The organism is Rhodospirillales bacterium, assembly GCA_028824295.1.
GTDB lineage: Bacteria > Pseudomonadota > Alphaproteobacteria > TMED109 > TMED109 > VXPW01.
Genome location: JAPPED010000016.1, coordinates 46976 through 64633, shown reverse-complemented (window position 1 = coordinate 64633; position 17658 = coordinate 46976). Strand labels below are relative to the sequence as shown.

Genomic DNA, 17658 nt, shown 5'->3' with positions numbered 1-17658 from the left:
AGGGTTTGAGTCCGATTTTCTCCCGACGGCTGAGGGAAGTCGCCGGTGCAACGCGCTTATTTCGACGCTGTAGCCTCGGAGCGTTGCACGCGGATGTCCTGACGGGAGCTGCAAGATCTCCGTTGGCAGACATTGAGGGGCTTTGTCGCGTCGTCCCCGTGCCACTGCGACTTCTTCAACAGTGCGTCGGCCGCTTCTCTCGCCGGTTGGAAGCAAACATGCCGTGCATTACCATTGCAACCATTGCGAGAAAACCGAATGAGTTCAATGGGAATGGCGGATCCGGTTGCTTGGTACGATGCGAATGCTGAGACAGTCATCCAACAGTATGAGGGACTGGTTTCCGATACGGTTCACGGCTGGCTTCGTGACTTGCTGCCCAAGGGATCGGCCACGGTCTTGGACATCGGCGCAGGCACTGGCCGTGATGCTGCCTGGTTGTCGGCCAAGGGCTACGACGTTGTGGCTGTTGAGCCTTCCGCATCCATGCGGACAACCGGCACCGCCATACATGCGCTGGCACACATCCGATGGATCGACGACCGTCTGCCGGCACTCGCCACCGTATCCAAGTCCGGCCTGTCGTTTGATCTGATCCTTCTGAGCGCTGTCTGGATGCATCTGCCTCCGGGTGACCGGCCGCGCGCATTTCGCAAGATCATCAACCTGCTCAAGCCGGGCGGCCTGCTGGCGATCGTTCTGCGCGATGGACCGACGGACCAGACAAGGAGCATCCACCCCATCTCGCTGGAAGAAGTTGACGGACTGGCTCGCGATCACGGTGCTTTTGTCGAAAGGCATACAGAGGCGGAGGATCACCTCGGCCGCCCTGGCATTCGCTGGATCCAAGTCGCTGTCCGATTGCCCGACGACGGAACCGGAGCACTTCCGCTGCTGCGGCATGTCATCCTGAATGATGACAAGAGTTCAACCTACAAGTTGGCGCTTCTTCGTACGCTCTGTCGGCTGGCAGACGGTGCAGCAGGATGTACCCGTGATCACGACGACGAATTCGTCGCCGTGCCACTTGGGCTTGTCGCACTGACGTGGATTCGGCTGTTCAAACCCCTGTTATCCGCAAATCTTCCCCAAAACCCTTCCAACGTCGGCCTGCGACGTCTCGGGTTCGTCAGGGACGCTTTTCGACGGCTTGCCGACGTCTCCCATCTCGACCTCCGCGTTGGGGTCAGGTTCTCAGGCGAACCCGGCACGGCCCTTCACCAAGCGCTGAAGGACGCCGCAAACACCATTGCGCAGATGCCCGCGACCTACATCACCTATCCGAATGGAGGGCCGGTATTTCCTGTCCGGAAATCCGGTACGGCGCCTCTCTCTTCATCGATCACATTGGATCAGGCGTACCTGTTTCGCTTCGGCGAAATGCTGGTCCCGAGGCATCTTTGGTGGGCTTTGCGGCGCTTCGGCGCATGGGTTGAGCCGTCCCTTGTCTCCGAGTGGAGCCGTCTCATCAAGTCCTACGCTTCACGCCAAGGTGTCAATGTGGACGATGCAACCATTGCAGCGTCGATGACGTGGGACGAGCCCACGCGGGATGTGGGCTTGGCAAGAGAGCGGGCACTCAACATGTTGGCCGACGGTGATTTGCGTTGCATCTGGAGCGGCCAAAATCTGAATCGACGATCTCTGGATATTGACCATTGCTTCCCTTGGACGGCCTGGAGCTGTGGCGACCTCTGGAATTTGATGCCGGCACATCGGACGGTAAACCAGCGCGAGAAAAGAGCACGTCTCCCGACGGACCGACTTCTTCAATCCGCTCGGGACAGGGTTCTCAACTGGTGGGAATCAGCGTATGTCAAGGACCTGCCATTGGTGTCGGAACGATTCTGGCTCGAGGCGACGTCGAGTCTTCCGACTGTGGATGCCGATAAGAAGCGGCTGGACGACGTCTTCGATGCCATGTGTTTTCAGCGAATTCGCTTGAAGGATGACCAACAAGTTCCGGAATGGATCGGCGAGCGGCACATTCAGGTCGGCTGATGAGGGCGGTCCGCTCCGGGAATTTAGCAGGGATCAAGAGTGAATCTGCACCATTGCCCCCAATGGATAGGCCCGATGTCGAGTTCCTGGCGGAGCCGGGCGCGGAAACGCGCGATGCCCCGGTGGCCCGCATGCCGGTTTTGACGCGGCCAGCGAAGTGGTCGGTCCCAATTTCAAGCGTGCGTCCTGGCGCCGCACTCGATCAGAGTCGGTTGATCCGTGGCGCTTAAGTTCTTCTGGACACAGCAGGGGCAGCCAACGACCAGAGACAAATTCCTTGCACTGCTGAGGACGCACAAGACGACTCCCTTCGGCGTCAACGATCTCACCCAGTTCGGTTCCTTCGCCCGCGATCAGTTAGGTGAAGACAGTGATCTCGATATCCTCTTTCATTTCGACCGTCGCGCGACCTCCAAACACTACTTCGGCACGTAGTTCTACATCGAAGATCTGCTGGGCCAACCCGTCAACCTAGTGACTGACCGCACCTTGCGCTGAGGAGGGCGTCCCTACATCGAGCGTGAGCGCGAGGCGATTCATGTCTGAGCGGGACCGGGAACCTCGGCGGTAGCGCTTCTACGTCGAGGACATGATCGGCTTCTGAGAATGGGTGCGGGACTACACCGCCGGGCTGGGCCAAGCTGCGTGCGTCGCCAGCCCCATGCCTTACAACGCCACTCTGCGCAATCTCGAACTCATCGGCGAGGCTGCGACCCAGACGCCTCAATCGGTCCGTGACGCCCATCAGGAGATTCCCTGGCGATCATCGGGATCCGCAACCGCCTCATTCACGGTTATCTCGGTATCGATAACGACATCGTCTGGGACGTCGAGTCGGGTCAAGCGCGAGAGGGCCGGAGAATCCCGTCCTCGCTACGTCGATACAATCCTCCATGGAGACCTGAACAGCGGGAGCAGGGACCCGCTCATCTGGCAGTAGAGCCTGCATCTTGACAATTCCGTGTTAGCCATTTTCGTCTGGGTTTTTCGGTTGTCCTGTCTTCGTGTCGCTCCCAAGAATCAGCTCAACCCAACGACCAAACTCCTCCCCGGGAGGCTGGTGCTCAGGCAACGTCGTATGCAAGGCGGCTTCGATTTCTTCCGTCGATTTGGTCGCCAAATGGCGGACGATCTGATTTGCTGCCTGATTCCGGCGAACAGCAAGTTCTTCCTTCATTCCGAGCGAAGTGGCGAACTGTCGAATCTCCGCGAGAGCTAGAGTTTTGTCCTTGTTAGTCAGGCGTGACTTGATCGCTGACAGGATCTCAGCCTTGACTTTGTCCTCTCGTGCGATTCTGGTCAACAAACTCTCGCGAACTCTTCGGCGCTTCTTCTTCGTCTTCTCCACCGATTTCGTGGCCGCGGCCGCCGCGTCTTCGATTGCCCTCGCGATGTCCTCGATCACCTCTCGATCTCGCAAGCGACTTGCCAGTGCTCTCCAGTCTTTCTCCGGATATTCCGCGAACAAACGGCCTATCTCAGCCACCAAAGGTGGACGCCTCCTACCCATGGTTAGCTGCTCCCCTTGAGGCCGACCCGCTCCATGAATTCCTGGGCAACGACATACAGCTCCTCTTTCTTCCAGTGTCGGGCGTAATCTGTCAGGAAAATAGGTTTACCGGTGCGAGCGCCGGCCGGGTACGAGTCAGAGTGTGTTAGCTGCCCGTCGAAGATGTCCCATCCCTGTTCCGTGGCAACCTTTCCCACGGTTTCTCGCGACCGGCGGTGTTCTGGTTTTGAATCGTCCGAATCATTGAAGACGATGCCTGCTAGTTTCGGATGTGGCTCGTTCTTGTATGCTTTCTTGTAATCAGCAAGTGAACGTACGAGCAGCGGTAGACCGATGGTGGAGAGATACTCAGGCCGTACCGGCACAACCAAAAAATCGCTACTCATGTAGGCAGCCGCCGTCAGCATCGACTCAGTTGGCGGACAATCGATGAGGATTAGATCGTAACCGTCCCTGATGTCCTGGAGATAGTCCCTGACTAGATGCTCCTTTTGATGAGGGTTCTTCAACGTCCAAGCCAGCTCTAGTTTCGATGGAATCACATGTATCAAGCTGCCATCGTCCCATTTTCGGGCGACGGTGATCGCCTCCCTGCCAATGCCCCCTTTAGCTCCATTTCCAGGTGTGTGTTGTTCGAGAATGTCCACAATTGTCGGCTTGCTTGCCTTCAGATGTTCCTCATAACGGTCATTTCCGAGTACATATTGGCTCAGGTTGAACTGAGGATCGAGATCGACCATCAAGACGCGCAAGTTTCTATAGTACGCACAGTACCAGCCGATGTTCGCTGTTAGAGTTGACTTGCCAACCCCGCCTTTCATATTCACCATCGCAACAACTACACACTTAGCTTCGGTATCAGCACCAGACTTTAACGCATCCGCCTTCGCGACCTTAACCTTCATCTTACGTTCGTCTCCCCAAGCAAGTATGTCCGGCAACTCCCATACCGGGCCGCTCTTCAGGGACGCAGTAGGCGGTGGAAAGTCGGCATGTCGCTCACGCCAGTTAGAGGCGGCCTGTCGAGACACGCCGAACAGTTCCGCTATCTCGGCGATGCCTACCAGCGCTGATCGATTCATGACGGTTTCCTTTCATCGCACGACGAGAAGGCCACTTATATATCATGATAGGAACGTCAGCACAATCCTATTTTGTGAATAATGTTCACAACCAATTTCTGTCCGCGGGTGATGGCACGGCATCAACCGTCAGTTCGAACGAAACCCGGCGGTCGTAATCCGCATCCATTTGCCCATGCTGGATCCTACATGTCGATTGTCTACATTCGATCTCGGCCGCCGGGCGCGGCTGTGAGCGCTGGGTATCCCGCAAGGCAGCCGATTTTCCTGCATAGTGGGTCCGGACCCGCCGACGCATCGTCCGGTATGGCCAGCCAAGCCCGCGTGTCATCTGAAAAGCCAGGACGCGGTGCGTAACCGATAGAATCATCAGGGGCGTGAGCTGGAACATCGCCCAAAAGCGGGACCCGTGGTTTGAACTGGCGGAGATGGCCAGCCGGGGCGAAGTTGGCCTTGCGCTGCTACAGGAGGCAGGAGATCCGCCCGGCGAGATTGCCGACCGGTTCCGCTACGAGAATGACGCCCTGGAACCGACGTCGTTCGACCGGAGGCCGCTGGTCGTGCAGCTGTCCGACAAGGTGGAGGTCGAGTGGTTCCGGCAGGTTCCCGCGCTGGGATGGTGGCGCGACGAGCGGGAAATCGAAGTAAGCGGCAGCGGAACGCTGGCGGTTGCGCGCGTGGTGCCGTGCGGACAAACAGAAGAGGCGTTTCTTGCCGTGTCAATGTACGCGCGGTGGACGCGGGCGCACCCGAGCACAACCGTAGAGACACCGGGTCGCCACGCTGACATCTCAGTGCACCGCATCCTCTCAAACCTCCAAAGCTTCATGGACTACCTTGACCCTTCCCATTACCCGATGCTCGCGGCCGGCGACCTGAACCTATGCTACGGAGCCACCGAAGCGCCGTGGTATGCGCGCGAACGCGTCGTCTGGGATCGCTTCAAGGCGCTCGGCCTCGAGTTTCTCGGACTGCAACTTCCGAACGAAAGAGCAGCGTCATCCACACCCCTTGGACAGCTCCGGGGACACGCGGGACGTTCCGACCTGGCACTCCAACCGCCAGAAGCCGGCCGAGACGAACCGCCAGCTGGACTACGCCTTTGCCTCCCGCGGACTCCATGCAGACGTGACGGTTCGTGCCCTCTATGGCGTGGAGGCATGGGGGCGAGCGACCATTGCCGGCTGCTGCTCGAAGTCGGTGGAACATGAGATGAAAGCCTGCGACGCCCTTCCGTCCGAAGGTTGGTCCCGGAGTTGGTCTTGTCGGGGAGACTCCCGAGCTTCCACGTGGAAGCCCAAGGAGAAAGCCTCGACTGATCAAAGGTCCGGATCGCAAATGGGGCACGCGAAACCGGACCGGACGCCGCCACGGTTCAGTCCGAGCGCCGGCGAAGATAGCCTTGTCGTGTGAGACGATCCTCGCACGGGGACGCAGCGGCGAGTTTCCCCTGGGGCGTCTCGCCTCCGCTTGGGCGTTGCGTATGAGTGTACGCCGCGTAGTCGCTGTCGTTACCCGAAACGCACGTATCGGACGCGAACTCGTCGGCGGTCTCGCGAGGGGAATAACCCGAGTTCAAGATGGCGTACTTCACCGAGAGTCTGTGGCGAATTCGGGACGTGGATGTGCCGACGAAGGGCGACTCAATTGGTTCACCCTTACGCGAACATCACCCCGGAATTGCGGCTTCTGAATTGATAGCGAGAGGCATTAGCGAACTGGCCCAATCGATACGCGATTGGGCCAGTTCGCTCAATGCGTTTGTTCTGCACGCTCTGTCTCTTTCCGCCTTGAGAGCTGATACTCGTGCGTTTCGAAAAGAAACCGGGCCAAGGTACGCGAAGCATTGACTGCGAGCTGGGCATGGCGCCGCGCCGGCCTATATGTGACGACATGAGAATCACTCATTGTGTTTCGTAAGGCAGCCAAGCCGTTCGTTACGCTAGTGAGCCCGGATAGGATCTGGCGCAGGCTGTCGGCTAGACCCTGTTGGCCGGGAGTCAGGTTGAGTTCCTTTTGTACCCGGCGGTACAGCTTTGGAAGGTTTCCGTCGTAGTCAGGAGGGTCGTCGACAAGTTGCCGTTCAAGCGATACTAACGTAGCCTCGAGCATCGACCGCGCATTCGTGATTGCACCGTCATAGTCTTCGGCTTGGAGCTTCTCAGTACACTTCCGAACTTGTTCGGCCAAGAAATCGTGCGTCACGCTTCCGGTCGGGATCAAAATAGTCGGTACGTCAACTTCCTCCGCGAGAGGAACAACTCGCCACTTCTTTCCGTACGCCTGAATCTCGTAGCCGTCGAACTCAAGGAACTGATTCAAGTGCTCGGCAACTGCATCTGGGTCGTGCTTTCCCCCGAGAAAGTGTCGACGATCTAGCGTCGCAACAACGACATCGGAACCTAGACCGCTTGCGTTCAGCTCACGAATGCACTCCTCCGCGTAGTACCAACGAGACGGGAATCCTCCGCTGTATTCGTCTGCTCGTTCGAACCGGTTGAAGAATTTCACGAGTTCAGGTCCAGAACGGTACGGGGTCATTCCGCCATCACCAGTGATGATGGCACCGAGGGCGGAAATCGTGTGTTCGGACAAGGTCATTCCGACGAATATGTCGAGTGCATATCGACCAAGCTCAGCCGCGCCATGTGGGCGGCGTTGGCCGGAGCGACTGGTTATACCTAGATTGCACGTTTGGCAGCATTGCGGACTTGCTCGGCGGTTCCCTGACTCGTGCGCATCATTCGATGCAGCTCATCGTGATTACGCCAGTGAGCGGCCCAAAGGTCTGGTGGAACTACCGCCTCGAAGTCAATAACACGACGAGAATGGATCGCCTCGAAGTGCTCTAGGCGTTCAACTCGCTTCTGCAGATCTTGGACTCCCCGCGTTTTCGGGGAGAGAGCTGCTGGTCCTTGGATCCAGTCTCTCCAACGTCTCCCACTCTTCGACTGGTTGCACTTCCCGCACGCTGGGACAAGATTTGCGATTTCAGAGATATAGCCTGTCGGGCGCTTTTCGGAGACGATGGGCTCCAAATGGTCCCATTCGGTTGCTGGATCACCGCAGTATGCGCATCGGACATCTGCCACATCCATATCGAGCACCCGTAGTACGGATAGGATCTCATCGTCGGTCGGTTCAATAACAGGAACGATTGCATTGACGAAGGAATTAGTGATCGTTGATGTTCGCCCAGTGATCTTGACTGGGCGGGGCATCCGGAAGGCACTGCGCGCTGCATTTGGCATTAGCGAAAGCTAATTGCAGATGGAAGGTCTAACGACCAAACTCAGCCGCGGGCAAGCCGCGTAGCGGGTTGGCCGTCGGCTGAAGCGACTGGTTAAGCAGTTTACAGCCTCATCTTCGCGTATACACCTTCAAACATGCGTTCTTCGCCTTCATCATACTTGGTCCCAAGTCCACCACCGGAATGGAACGGCGAGTGGCACATTCAAGTAGACCAATGAGAGCGGCCCGCTCCGAAACTTGGAAGGGGGCAAGAGTAAAACTGCACCACTATCCCGAAATGGACAGGCTGTATGCGGAGTTCAAAGCGGTGCTGAACGTGGCGCGTTCGGGAACCCTACTGCTTGAATGTCGACCATGACGCCGCCCGCGACGTGGTCGATATCGACATCTGCCAAGCGTCCTGGTGCCTCGGTCTCTCGACGCTGAAGATAGACGCTGAAGATAGCGGTACCACCGCAGCACTAGACTAGGGTCAGTTGATCCGTGGCACTTGAAATCTTCGGGACACGACTGGCGAGGAACGGCCGGTGACCAGAGACGAAGTCCTCGCTCTACTGCGGACACATAAGAAGGCCCTTGCGGAGCAGTTCAACGTCACCGATCTCGCCCTGTTCGGTTCCATCGCCCGCAACCGAGCGGCTGAAGACAGCGATGTCGATCTCCTTGTTCGTTTCGCCGGGCGTGCAACCTCCGCGCGTAACATTGGCACGCAGTTCTATATCGAAGACCTGCTGGGCCGGTCCGTCGATCTGGTGACCGACAGCGCATTGCGCCGGGAATTGCGTCCCTATGTGGAGCGCGAAGCGCTCCAAGTCTGAGCGGGAACGGGAACCGAGGGAGTGGCGCTTCTACGTCGATGACATGATCGGCTTCTGCGAAAGGGTCCGGGACTATACGGCCGGGCTGGATCAAGCTGTGTTCATCTCCAGCCCCATGCCATACGACGCCACCCTGCGCAACCTCGAGCTCATCGATGATGCGGCAATGCGGATCCCAGAATCGGTCCGTGACGCCCATCCGGAGATCCCCTGGCAAACCATCATCGGGACACGCAACCGCCTCAGTCATGAATATCTCCGCATCGACAATGACGTCGTCTGGGACATCGTTTGCAACGACGTTCCCGTGCTGCTGCCGGCGTTGCGAGATTTATTGAAGACGACAGGCCGCGATTAGAGAGGACGCCTGCCGCGAATCGGAGGACAATCGCAGGAACTTCGGTAGCTTCGATCCTTGGGAACAGCGCCGCGATTGCGGGAAAGAGCCACCATGACAACCGAGATCGTCTTTTACACCAACCCGAGGTCGCGCGGGCGCATCGTCCGCTGGATGCTGGAGGAGCTGGCGGTTCCGTACCGCACCGAGATCCTGGAATACGGGCCGCCGATGAAGTCGGCGGAGTACCTCGCGGTCAACCCGATGGGGAAAGTACCGGCGATCCGCCACGGCCCGACTGTGGTCACCGAGGCGCCAGCCATCTGCGCCTATCTCGCCGATGCCTTCCCGGAGGCCGGGCTGGCCCCGCCCGCCGCGTGGCGCGGCGCCTATTACCGCTGGTTGTTCTTCGCCGCCGGGCCGCTCGAAGCCGCGGTCACCAACCGCAATTTTGGCCTCGCCCCGCCGGAGGATAAGGAAGCGATGGTGGGCTACGGCAATTTCGGCCTGACGATGGATACCCTGGAGAAAGCCCTCGGCGGCGGCGGTTATGTCGCGAGCGAGACGTTCACGGCCGCCGATGTCTACGTGGGCTCGCACATCCAGTGGGGACTCCATTTTGACCTGATCGAGAAGCGGCCGGCCTTCGAGGCGTACTGGTCCCGGCTCGAAGGGCGAGAGGCGTATCGCAGGGCGACGGCCCTCGACCATGCGGCGGTCGGCGGCGGCGAAGACTGATGCTTCGCGGCCGGCCTGACAGTTTCAAATTGCGAGAAAGCAGGGCGCTTCGTCTCCTCGCAACTGCGGCATGATCCGCTGCATGAAGGCGCCGAAGAGCGGCACGGTGAACGCCTTGTCACCGTGCGCGGGGCTGAAGATCATTCCCTTGGCGATCAGTGAGTTCCGCAGGGGTGCCACCGTGGTGACCTTCCACTCGAGGACATGGGCGACATCGCCCGACCGGTGGGGGCCCGGGTTCAATCGCGTAGCGGTGACGCTCGGAGCCGAGCTGGTCGCGTTCTCCGTGGGCTTCATCCCGATATCCGCGCAGCGACTGGTGCCGGATGGTCCGGATCGGGCGTTGGCTTTCGAGGGCCGGATGCAGTTCCCGCGCGGCGGTCGTACCGAGGGTGCCGGAGCATGCCGCGCCGGGTCACATCGCTGACTGCTGCCTGCACGTCATCGGGGCTTCGCCCCTGCCGGGCAAACCCTCCTGATATACACAGTAATCCTCTAAATCTATGGTTAAGGCGTACATATTGGGTCGGGGCAACGCCATGAAGTCACTCGAAGCGGTCAAGACGCTGGCGCTGTGGGACCGGCAGGACAAGTCCGTCTTCGCGGTGGCCGACCTGCGCCGGATCTTTCCCGAACGCTCGGAGAAGACCTTTTCCGAGGGGCTGCGGCGACTGGTTGCGCAAGGTGTGCTCGAACGGGCGGCGAGAGGCACTTACGTAAATGCGCTGTCGCAGCGGTCCCGGAAGTATCTGGTCGAGGAGATCGCGGCCTGCATGCGACGGGGCGAATACAGCTATGTCAGTCTGGAGTCGGCGCTCTCGGAATTCGGCGCGATCTCGCAGGTCCCCATCTCCCGGATCACGGTCGTGACGACGGGCCGGGGTGGGCTGATTGATACCCGCTACGGGGAGATCGAGTTCACGCATACCGCCCGCCCGGTGCGCAACATTCTGGCGAACACCCTGGTCATGGAGGGCCGGCCGCTGCGGATCGCCAGGATCGAGACCGCGCTGCGCGACCTGAAGCGAGTCGGACGCAATCTGCACACGGTCGACATGGAAGCGTATCGCGACATTCTCGCCGAGCAGGCTGTGGCATGAGGCAGGATTTCCACTACCTGGTGGATACGGCCATGCGGGATCCCGATCTCGACGGACTGCGCCCGGTCGTCGAGAAGGAACTGTTGCATCACGAATTGCTGTTCATGATGGAACGCGGAGGGTTCCTCGACGAACTGACGTTCCAGGGCGGTACTTCCCTGCGACTCTGCCATGGCGCCCCGCGGTTTAGCGAGGACCTGGACTTCTCGGGCGGGCCGGATTTCGAGGCGGAGCGGTTGGCGGGTCTGGCCGACGCCCTGGAGAAGGGACTCGCGGAGCGCTGCGGCCTTGACGCATCCGTAACCCTCCCGAAGTCCGCGCGGCGGCGCCCGCTGTCGGAGAGCGTGTCGGTCGCCTCCTGGCGAATCGCCATCCCCTCTCCTTCCGGCCGCAGCGACCTTCCCATGCTGAGGGTCAAGCTCGACATCGACAACGCGCCGAGCCACACGCGGGAGGTGCGAAGGATCGCCCGACAATATGCCGTGCTGCCCGATCTGGACATGCTGATCGCCGTGCAGAGCCGAGAGGAGATCCTCGCTAACAAGCTCGTAGCCTTTCCCTCGTCCGTAGCAACACGGGACCGGCCGCGCTATCGCGACGTCTGGGACATGCACTGGCTGCACGTGCAAGGCACGGAGATCCGCGCGGACCTGTTGCAGGCGAAGATGCGGGACCACCGCACACCTCCATCCTGGCTGGAGATTGCCGCCAACAGCGTGGGGGACATCGTCCGATTCCCGGCGTTCGGCATGGAAATACGGCGCTTCGTGAGCCGGGACGCCGCCCGAGAAACACTCGATAGTCCGCGCTCCATGGAGTTCCTGGCGCAGGAAGTGGAACGTCTGATGGAAGCAGCAGTGCGAAGCCTGGAGCGGGAACCCTGACCGGCAGGTGAGCCTGATCCCGGCTTGCTGGCCGACCACGTCATAGAAGGATATTCACCGGGATTGGCGCGACAGCGGGACCACTGGCGAAACTGTCGACCTCAATTGAGCGTGACGGACACGGCTCCGCCATGCCGGTCGGGCGTCTCTGATTCAAACCGACGGCGCACCGCGGCCACCACGACAGCAGTCACGAGCATCAGGCCGGGCGAGGTCGCGAGACGCGCATGCCGGTGGATCAGGGGTCCCGACCAGCGCCCCGAGCACGGCGGGCACGGCCAACGCTGGGAAGAACCGCAATCCCTGCCTCGCGGTCGACGCGAGCCCGAACGCCAGGATGTTCATGCGAGGTGATGCTGCTGTCGATCGTCATCGCATACAGTGTTGCGCCCCTCCTGGCGAAGTGGCCGGACCCGCACACTTGGGAAAGTCTCCGATCGACGACAATGCGCTCTTGTCTTCGTACGACTACATTCTTGTATTGTTAGCGAACGCCGACATCTGAATCATCATGCAAATCCGAACCCCCTTGGAACTCGGCCTGACCATCCGGGACAGACGCCGAAAACTCGGGCTGACCCAAGCCGAACTCGCCAGCAAGATCGGGGCAGGACGGCAGTGGCTCGTGGCCTTCGAACGCGGTAAATCGCGTGCCGAAGTCGGTTTGGTCCTCCGCGCTCTAGCAGCGCTGGATCTCTCGTTGACGATCCATCCGGACGATCTCCCGCGGGAACCAGGCAACGGCCCGATCCCCGTCGACATCAACGCCGTCGTCGACGCTGCCAAGAAAGCTCGGGAATGACCGAACCCCTGGAAGAACCGGTCTTGGGCCCGGAAGTCCCAGACTGCGAGTTCACACCCGCTCGGACAGCCAGATCGCGAGCCGGGTCGACGCCCGCACCGATCGCCTGAGCACCCGATATCCCGGGGCGGCCGCGGCCCCTTCCGCGCGGGCGGTGTCCCGGTGCCCGAGTTCGTCCGCACGGAATTCACGGATCTTCTCCCTGAGTTCCGGCTCCGACTCGCCGAGCGCCCGCTCCTGCCTTGCGTAGTGCCCGTCGATCACCTCCTCGACGGCCTCCGTGCAGGCCATGGCCCCCTCCCGACCCAGGAGTGCGGTCGCCGCACCCAGCGCGTACCCCGCCACGTGCCAGAGCGGCAAAAGGACCGTCGGCCTGACCTCGCGGTCTGCGAGATCCTCCGCAAACGACGCGAGATGCCGCTCCTCGCCCTCGGCCATCTCCCGGATGACGGGCCCGGCGGACGTGTCGCCCAGCACGGCGAGCTGACCTTCATAGATGCGCTTCGCCCCGTACTCGCCCGCATGGTCCACGCGGAGGATGCGCGCGATCCGCTGTTCGGGGGTCGGATCGCCGGGGAGGCGCAGAGCCTGCCGTCGTCGTGTCCGTCGCCGCTTGGTCACTGAGCAACCCCCCGGCTCCGGGCAAGCGCCACGGCCGCGAGCCCTGCCATCGCCAGCGCGCTCACCACCACCCAGCCCGCGATCGACAGGCCGAGCAGGCTCGCCGGGATCTCGTCGCAGCGGACCAAGGGGGCGTTCATGATGGCGTCGAGGAGTTCATCCGTCGTCTGGGCGTCCGCACCGGTCGCCGTGCAGGTATCGGGCCCCGGCCACCATTGTTGCTCCACGCCGACATGCCGGAAACCCAGTCCCGCGGTCACCAGGAACGCCGCGCCGACCGCGGCCACCATCGCCCGTCGTGCGATCCCCGCCCGGTGCGCGAGGAGGCCCACCGCCGCGAGGGCGCCGGCGCCGGCGAATCCCCAGCGCTGCTCGATGCAGAGATCGCACGGCGGCAATCCGAAGCCGTACTGCATCACCAGCGCCGACGCCAATGCCACGATCGAGGCAACCACCGCCAGCGCGAGATACCCGGGCGGCGTGCCTGTCACCCATCGCACGACCGCCACCACGGCATCCGCCCGCACGTCCCGCTCCTAGGCCAGCGCTGCTACGGCGACGACGGCAGCCGCAAGCACCAGGCCTGCCCAGGTCGCCACACGCGCATGCCGGCGGATCAGGGCCTCGGCCCGCTCCCCGAGGAAGGCGGGCAGCGCCGCCACGACGAAGAACCGCAATCCGCGCCCCGCCGCCGACGCCAGCCCGAACGCCACGAGATCCATGCCCACGACGCCGCTCGCGATCGTCACAGCCTTGTAGGGGAGCGGCGTGAACGCGGCGAGGAACACGATCAGCGCGCCCCCGTCGGCGTACCAGGCCTGGAACTTCACGAACGCATCACCCATCCCATAGAACGCGAGGATCGCCGCGCCAATCACATCCCAGAGCAGGTACCCGATTGCGTAGCCGAGAAAGCCGCCGGCCACCGATCCCACCAGTGCGATCAGCGCCGTCCGGATCCAGCGCTCGCGGCGGGCGAGCACCATGGGGACGATCATGGCGTCGGGCGGCACGGGGAAGAAGGAGCTCTCCGTGAACGCCACCGCGGCGAGCGCCGGCTCCGCGTGGCGGTGCCCCGCGAGCCTCAGCACCCACGCGTAGAGACGCCCCAAGCCAGCGGTGAGGGCGTCCACCATCGTCAGAGCCGCCCGCGCCCCGGCGCCGCGGCCAAGAGCGCCCTGGAATACGGGTGCCGGGGGTTTCCGAACACGTCACTGACGGGCCCGGTCTCCACGATCTCCCCCTTCGACATCACCGCCACTCGGTCGGCCACCTGCGCCGCCACCCGGAGATCGTGCGTGATGAAGAGCATCGCGAGCTGGAAGCGCTCGCGCACGTCCGCCAGCAAGTCGAGCACCTGCGCCTGCACCGAGACATCGAGCGCTGACACCGGCTCATCCGCGATCAGGACGTCGGGCTCCAGGGCGAGCGCGCGGGCAATGCAGATCCGCTGGCGCTGGCCGCCCGAGAACTGGTGCGGGTAACGCCCGAGCGCATCGTCCCCGAGCCCCACGAGGCCCAGCAGCCGCTTCGCGCGCTCCAGCGCCTCCTCCCTCGACACCCCGTAGTTGACTGGGCCCTCGATCAGCGCCGCCGCCACGTTTCGCCGCGGATTGAGCGAGCGGAACGGATCCTGGAAGACCATCTGGATGCGCCGGCGGAACGGCCGGAGCGCCCGGGGCTCAAGCTGCGCGATGTCCTCGCCGGCCAGCAGCACCTCCCCGCTGCTCGCCCGCGTGAGGCGCACCGTGCAGCGGGCAAGCGTCGACTTGCCCGAGCCCGACTCGCCCACGACCGCCAGCGTCTCGCCTTTCCGCACCACGAGCGAGACGTCGCGCACCGCCTCCACCGTCCGGCCGCGCTGGAACCAGCCGCCCCCGGCGAACGTCTTGGACAAGTTCCGCACCTCGAGCGCGGCGCTGTCGGCCTTGCCGTCCCGCGCCTCCGGTTCGAGGCCCGGCACCGCTTCCAGCAGCATGCACGTGTACGGGTGCGACGGCGACCGCAGGATCTGGTCACGGGGCCCCTGCTCCACCACGCGCCCCGTCCGCATGACGACGACCCGGTCGGCGATGTCGGCCACCACCCCGAAGTCGTGCGTGATGAACAGCACGGCGCTGCCGCGCGCCCGCTGGATGGTCCGCATGATTTCGAGGATCCGCGCCTGCGTCGTCACGTCGAGCGCGGTCGTGGGCTCGTCCGCGACCAGGAGCGCGGGCTCCAACGCGAACGCCATCGCGATCATCACGCGCTGGCGCTGGCCGCCCGAGAGCTGGTGCGGGTACGTGTGCACGAGACGCTCCGGATCCGGGAGCTGAACCGAGCGGAACAGCTCGATCACCCGCTCGCGCCGCTCGGATGGGTTCAGGACGCCATGCGTCTCGAACACCTCGCGGACCTGCTCGCCCACCGTGAGGACGGGATTGAGCGCGGTCATTGGCTCCTGGAAGATCATCGCCATGGCGCGCCCGCGGAGCGAGCGGAGCCGCGCCGGCGGCGCCGTCCGCAGGTCCTCGCCCTCGAGCTCAATCGCGCCGCCCGTGACCCGGAGCTGGCCCGGCGGCAGGAGACCCAGCACCGCCTGCGCGGTCACCGACTTCCCCGACCCCGATTCGCCCACGAGGCACACGATCTCGCCGGCCTGCACGTCGAACGACACGTCCTCGACCGCGTGGGCACGCTCCGCGTCCACCGGGAGCTCCACGGTGAGGTCGCGGATCGAGAGGACCGTGCGGTTCGCGGTCTCCGTCACTGGAACCGCCCCCGGAGCCGCGGATCGAGCGTGTCCCGGAGCCCGTCGCCCAGCAGGTTGACCGACAGCACGGTCACCGCGAGGAAGGCGCCCGGGAAGAACAGGATCCAGGGTGCGATCTGGAAGAAGGTGCGCCCCTCGGCCATCACGTTCCCCCAGCTCGGCACCTCGGGCGGCATGCCCGCGCCCAGGAACCCGAGGATCGACTCGACGATCATCGCCGAGGCGCAGACGTAGCTTCCCTGCACGATCAGGGGAGCCAGCGTGTTGGGGAGCACGTGGCGGACCAAGAGCCGCGGCAGCCGGGCGCCGGCCGCGACGGCCGCCTCGACGTAGGGCTCTTCCCGGACCGCCAGCACGACGCTCCGCACGAGGCGCACCACGCGCGGCACCTCCGGCACCGCGATCGCGACGACCACCGTCGTGAGCGTGGCGCCCGAAAGCGCGATCAGCGCGATCGCGAGCAGGATGCCGGGGATCGCCATGATCCCGTCCATGACCCGCATCACGATCCGGTCGACCCCCCGGACGTAGCCGGCGACCAGGCCGATCCCGAGCCCGGCCGCGAGCGCCACCGCGGCCACCATGAGCCCGACGCTCAGCGAGACGCGCCCGCCGTGGAGCGTCCGCGCCAGGATGTCGCGCCCGAACATGTCGGTCCCGAAGGGGTGCGCCGCCACGGGGCTCGTGAGCCGGTCCTCCGGAGTCATCCGGAGGGGGTCCATGCCGGCGATCGGCGGCGCCAGCACCGCGGTCACCACCACCAGCGCGAGGAGCGCCATCCCGATCTGGACCGAGCGGTTCCGGCGGATCGCGTTCATTCGCGGATCCTCGGATCGAGCACGCTGTACAGCAGATCCACGATCAGGTTGGTGATCACGTAGGCGGCGCTGAACACGAGGATCAGCCCCTGGATCACCGGGTAGTCGCGCCGGAGCACCGAATCGACCGTGAGCCGGCCGAGGCCCGGAATGTTGAAGACGCTCTCCGTCACCACCACCCCGCCCACGAGCAGCGCGAAGGCAATGCCGATCACCGTCACCACCGGCACCAGCGCCGGGCGGAGGGCATGCCGACGGAGCAGCCGGAACGTGGTCACCCCCTTCGCGCGCGCGGTCCGGATGTAGTCCTCGCCCAGCACCTCGAGCACGCTCGCGCGGGTCACCCGGGCGATCAACGCGATGAAGACGAACGAGAGCGCCACCACCGGCAGCGCCAGGTGGCGGAGGAAGGGCACGGCGCCGTCCGCCAGGGGCCGGTAGCCCTGGACGGGCAGCAGCGAGAGCTTGATCGCGAAGACGTAGATCAGGATGTAGCCGATCACGAAGACCGGCACCGCGAAGGCGAGCGCCGCGCCACCCATGAGGCAGCGGTCGAGCCAGCCGCCTGCCCGCCAGGCCGCGGCCACGCCCAGCGGCACCGCGACCACGACCGTCAGGATCAGCGTCCCGATCGAGAGCGCGAGCGTCGGTTCGACGCGCTGCGCGATCAGCTGTGCGACCGGCAGGTTCGAGAAGATCGAGATCCCGAGATCGCCCGTCAGCACCTGGCCGATCCAGGTCAGGAACTGCACGTGGAGCGGCTCGTTGAGCCCGAGCCGGTCGCGGATGCGCTCGATGTCCTCGGGCGTCGCGTAGTCGCCGGCGATCACCGCCGCCGGGTCACCCGGTCCCAGGTGCAGCAGCAGGAAGACGACGACGGCCACGACCGCCATCACCGGGATGGTGGCCAGCAGCCGCTGCAGCAGGAAGCCGGTCACCG

At 63.2% G+C, this 17658-nt stretch carries 20 protein-coding genes; 10 read left to right on the top strand and 10 right to left on the bottom strand.

Going from position 1 to position 17658, the window contains the following annotated elements:
• Nucleotides 1-258: 258 nt before the first annotated feature.
• Both OXH60_07775 and OXH60_07770 read left to right on the top strand, forming a co-directional pair.
• Complete coding sequence (locus OXH60_07775) at nucleotides 259-2001, top strand: methyltransferase domain-containing protein (GenBank protein MDE0712018.1); 1743 nt, start codon at nucleotides 259-261, stop codon at nucleotides 1999-2001.
• A 219-nt stretch (nucleotides 2002-2220) separates the two neighbouring features.
• The gene (locus tag OXH60_07770) at nucleotides 2221-2436 is read left to right on the top strand and encodes a nucleotidyltransferase domain-containing protein (protein ID MDE0712017.1); all 216 of its coding nucleotides are present in this window, start codon (nucleotides 2221-2223) and stop codon (nucleotides 2434-2436) included.
• A gap of 529 nt (nucleotides 2437-2965) precedes the next feature.
• On the opposite strand, the gene OXH60_07765 is transcribed toward OXH60_07770, so the two are convergent.
• Together OXH60_07765 and OXH60_07760 are read right to left on the bottom strand one after the other, a co-directional pair.
• A complete protein-coding gene (locus OXH60_07765) occupies nucleotides 2966-3406 on the bottom strand; it encodes a hypothetical protein (protein ID MDE0712016.1) in 441 nt (146 codons plus the stop codon).
• A 107-nt stretch (nucleotides 3407-3513) separates the two neighbouring features.
• The gene (locus tag OXH60_07760; protein MDE0712015.1) at nucleotides 3514-4593 is read right to left on the bottom strand and encodes a ParA family protein; all 1080 of its coding nucleotides are present in this window, start codon (nucleotides 4591-4593) and stop codon (nucleotides 3514-3516) included.
• Nucleotides 4594-4970: 377 nt separating this feature from the next.
• Between OXH60_07760 and OXH60_07755 the strand changes: the two genes are divergently transcribed.
• Complete coding sequence (locus OXH60_07755) at nucleotides 4971-5804, top strand: hypothetical protein (protein ID MDE0712014.1); 834 nt, start codon at nucleotides 4971-4973, stop codon at nucleotides 5802-5804.
• Nucleotides 5805-6345: 541 nt separating this feature from the next.
• Here the strand turns inward: OXH60_07755 and OXH60_07750 are convergent.
• Nucleotides 6346-7188, bottom strand: coding sequence for an abortive infection family protein (locus OXH60_07750; protein ID MDE0712013.1), 843 nt, complete (start codon nucleotides 7186-7188; stop codon nucleotides 6346-6348).
• 998 nt (nucleotides 7189-8186) lie between these two features.
• Here OXH60_07750 and OXH60_07745 point away from each other — a divergent pair.
• The 4 genes from OXH60_07745 (at nucleotide 8187) to OXH60_07730 (ending at nucleotide 9738) form a co-directional block, all read left to right on the top strand.
• Nucleotides 8187-8315: a hypothetical protein gene (locus OXH60_07745; protein MDE0712012.1), complete on the top strand. Its 129-nt coding sequence runs from the start codon at nucleotides 8187-8189 to the stop codon at nucleotides 8313-8315.
• Between the two features lie 57 nt (nucleotides 8316-8372).
• The gene (locus OXH60_07740) at nucleotides 8373-8663 is read left to right on the top strand and encodes a nucleotidyltransferase family protein (protein ID MDE0712011.1); all 291 of its coding nucleotides are present in this window, start codon (nucleotides 8373-8375) and stop codon (nucleotides 8661-8663) included.
• Nucleotides 8635-9021 carry a DUF86 domain-containing protein gene (locus tag OXH60_07735; protein ID MDE0712010.1) on the top strand — a complete coding sequence of 129 codons (387 nt, stop codon included), beginning with the start codon at nucleotides 8635-8637 and terminating at the stop codon, nucleotides 9019-9021. Before OXH60_07740 ends, OXH60_07735 begins: the two co-directional genes overlap by 29 nt.
• 93 nt (nucleotides 9022-9114) lie before the next feature.
• Nucleotides 9115-9738: a glutathione S-transferase family protein gene (locus OXH60_07730; GenBank protein ID MDE0712009.1), complete on the top strand. Its 624-nt coding sequence runs from the start codon at nucleotides 9115-9117 to the stop codon at nucleotides 9736-9738.
• A 24-nt stretch (nucleotides 9739-9762) separates the two neighbouring features.
• Here OXH60_07730 and OXH60_07725 read toward each other — a convergent pair whose 3' ends face one another.
• A complete protein-coding gene (locus OXH60_07725; protein MDE0712008.1) occupies nucleotides 9763-10035 on the bottom strand; it encodes a hypothetical protein in 273 nt (90 codons plus the stop codon).
• Nucleotides 10036-10277: 242 nt separating this feature from the next.
• Between OXH60_07725 and OXH60_07720 the strand changes: the two genes are divergently transcribed.
• The 3 genes from OXH60_07720 to OXH60_07710 all read left to right on the top strand — a co-directional run bounded on the left by OXH60_07720 (nucleotide 10278) and on the right by OXH60_07710 (nucleotide 12524).
• Entirely contained in the window at nucleotides 10278-10838 is a 561-nt protein-coding gene (locus OXH60_07720; protein MDE0712007.1) for a hypothetical protein, read from the top strand.
• Entirely contained in the window at nucleotides 10835-11722 is an 888-nt protein-coding gene (locus tag OXH60_07715; GenBank protein MDE0712006.1) for a nucleotidyl transferase AbiEii/AbiGii toxin family protein, read from the top strand. The genes OXH60_07720 and OXH60_07715 overlap by 4 nt, the downstream gene beginning before the upstream one ends.
• A gap of 511 nt (nucleotides 11723-12233) precedes the next feature.
• Nucleotides 12234-12524 carry a helix-turn-helix domain-containing protein gene (locus OXH60_07710; protein MDE0712005.1) on the top strand — a complete coding sequence of 97 codons (291 nt, stop codon included), beginning with the start codon at nucleotides 12234-12236 and terminating at the stop codon, nucleotides 12522-12524.
• Nucleotides 12525-12575: 51 nt separating this feature from the next.
• Here OXH60_07710 and OXH60_07705 read toward each other — a convergent pair whose 3' ends face one another.
• From OXH60_07705 to OXH60_07680, 6 genes are read right to left on the bottom strand one after another with little or no spacing between them, the layout of a single operon-like run.
• Nucleotides 12576-13145 (bottom strand): demethoxyubiquinone hydroxylase family protein, encoded by a 570-nt coding sequence (locus tag OXH60_07705; GenBank protein MDE0712004.1) that lies wholly within the window; start codon nucleotides 13143-13145, stop codon nucleotides 12576-12578.
• Nucleotides 13142-13672: a disulfide bond formation protein B gene (locus tag OXH60_07700; GenBank protein MDE0712003.1), complete on the bottom strand. Its 531-nt coding sequence runs from the start codon at nucleotides 13670-13672 to the stop codon at nucleotides 13142-13144. Before OXH60_07700 ends, OXH60_07705 begins: the two co-directional genes overlap by 4 nt.
• 9 nt (nucleotides 13673-13681) lie before the next feature.
• A complete protein-coding gene (locus tag OXH60_07695; GenBank protein MDE0712002.1) occupies nucleotides 13682-14281 on the bottom strand; it encodes a DedA family protein in 600 nt (199 codons plus the stop codon).
• A gap of 2 nt (nucleotides 14282-14283) precedes the next feature.
• On the bottom strand, nucleotides 14284-15897 hold the full coding sequence (locus OXH60_07690; protein ID MDE0712001.1) for an ABC transporter ATP-binding protein: 1614 nt from the start codon (nucleotides 15895-15897) through the stop codon (nucleotides 14284-14286).
• Complete coding sequence (locus tag OXH60_07685; protein ID MDE0712000.1) at nucleotides 15894-16718, bottom strand: ABC transporter permease; 825 nt, start codon at nucleotides 16716-16718, stop codon at nucleotides 15894-15896. The genes OXH60_07690 and OXH60_07685 overlap by 4 nt, the downstream gene beginning before the upstream one ends.
• Complete coding sequence (locus tag OXH60_07680; protein ID MDE0711999.1) at nucleotides 16715-17656, bottom strand: ABC transporter permease; 942 nt, start codon at nucleotides 17654-17656, stop codon at nucleotides 16715-16717. Before OXH60_07680 ends, OXH60_07685 begins: the two co-directional genes overlap by 4 nt.
• Nucleotides 17657-17658: the final 2 nt, after the last annotated feature.